Raw genomic sequence first — 1,553 nt, 5'->3', positions numbered from 1 at the left:
AAGGTTAACAGACTTGGTACGGTTGGGTAACTCAGCACCTAACCACCAGAGACGCCGCAAAGGCACCTGCCGCCAGAAGGCGGATCAATCTTGTTCGCATCTTAGAGAGACCTCCGGATCTTATTGTTGTTTTCCCGGTTTCACTTCATCGAAAGCGGCGGATCATGACGACCTGAAATGAGCTGCTATTCTGTTTGCGCGGCCCAACAGGCGCGCGGCAGGGATAATAGCATGGATTACTCTAACGGAAGATTTTGTCCGAGCAAGGATTGATGCTCATAACGGTTACCAAATGCGAGCAACCCATAATGCGCATTATGGAACCTTGGCTTGCATTTCACAAAGCATGGACGCAGGCGTCATCTCACGGCCCCTACAACCGTGGAGTGATAACCATGCGAATAAACAGCTTGAAACAAAGCTCATGCTCACAGCCACTGCGCTCACCGTGACTGCTCTGGCGGCTGGCCCTGCAGCCGCGCAACAACGCCCCGACTATCCGTGGCAAGCGAATGTTCCTTATGCCCTGCAGGCCAATCAGTCTCGGCATCACATCATTCCATGGCAGGAACTCATCAGCTATGGCGTGGGTGAATACGTAACGCTTGCAGAAGTTCAAGGTTTTTTGGACACCTATAATCTCATCGGTCAGGCAAACATCGGCAGTTTTGCCAATACCAACGACCTGGCTGCCGCATATGTCGATGAAGATAATGGAGACCATAACGAAGCCAATGAAGTGATGTTCTCCTTGTTCGCGTGGATGCAAGGCAACCTTGTGGTTGGCCCGAACAATGCAAATCGCCCGCACGGCGATCCAGGAGATGCTTTTGATCAGCGCGCCTATGACTGCAAGATGCACTATGCCAACGCCGGTGTGCGGAACCAGTTCCAGAACCTGCAAGCTCGATGGAACGGAACACCAAACCAAGAGCGTGTGGTTTTCGATACGCTTTCACAAGACGCCATGGCTGCCAATGCGACCGCAACTGATCAAGCTGCGCCCCCGGCTCCCGACTGCGCGTGGTGAGCAAGGGCAAAGCCAAGCCAAAGGAGCGCGGGATCGGCCGTGCTCTGTTTGATCTTCGCCTCGTCTGCGATGTTCGCTACTGTCATTTTTTGGAGGCAATGGCGCGATAGACTTGCGGAAGTGTCCATTTCGGGCTGGTTTCGAATCCTGTTCTCTCATCTTCATGGCCCACTAACCGGATCTGCTTTATCTTTTTGACCATGAACGGCCAGTGTGATGTATTAGGCTGTTGTTACTGTGATGCTCGGTACGCGGACGCCCCAAGCACGACCAAGAAAGCAATGAAGAAGTAAAGCTGGTCGTTGTTTGGAAATAAAAATGCGCCTATTGAAGAATGATAAAGAATATATGGCGCGCTTAACATAACTTTCACAAATGACACAAAACAGAAACGAAGGTTTCCGTTTGTAACAAAACGTAACAACGCGTAACAATCGGCAAAATGCGTATTGTTGTGCGCCCCCTCGTACCGATCATCTCCCCAACTAGTAGTGAGACCCGTTCTAAATTCGGAAGCATAACC

Annotated in this window: 2 protein-coding genes; one reads left to right on the top strand and one right to left on the bottom strand. The window is 51.1% G+C overall.

Features of this window, described 5'->3' with window-relative positions; all coding sequences use genetic code 11:
• The first annotated feature begins 292 nt into the window (after positions 1-292).
• Positions 293-1,030 (top strand): hypothetical protein, encoded by a 738-nt coding sequence (locus ACXAC4_RS19100; RefSeq protein WP_475164724.1) that lies wholly within the window; start codon positions 293-295, stop codon positions 1,028-1,030.
• Positions 1,031-1,262: 232 nt separating this feature from the next.
• Here ACXAC4_RS19100 and ACXAC4_RS19095 read toward each other — a convergent pair.
• A partial coding sequence (locus tag ACXAC4_RS19095; protein ID WP_475164722.1) for a hypothetical protein occupies positions 1,263-1,553 on the bottom strand: 291 nt, incomplete at its 5' end.

This window comes from Pseudoalteromonas sp. AWM4_233, from assembly GCF_056158285.1.
Note: the sequence above shows the minus strand (reverse complement) of the source record. Positions and strands in the feature narration are given on the sequence as shown.

Excerpts from the sequence above, each read along its gene's own strand:
- ACXAC4_RS19100 (WP_475164724.1), top strand. The coding sequence starts at position 293 with ATGCGAGCAACCCATAATGCGCATTATGGAACCTTGGCTTGCATTTCA.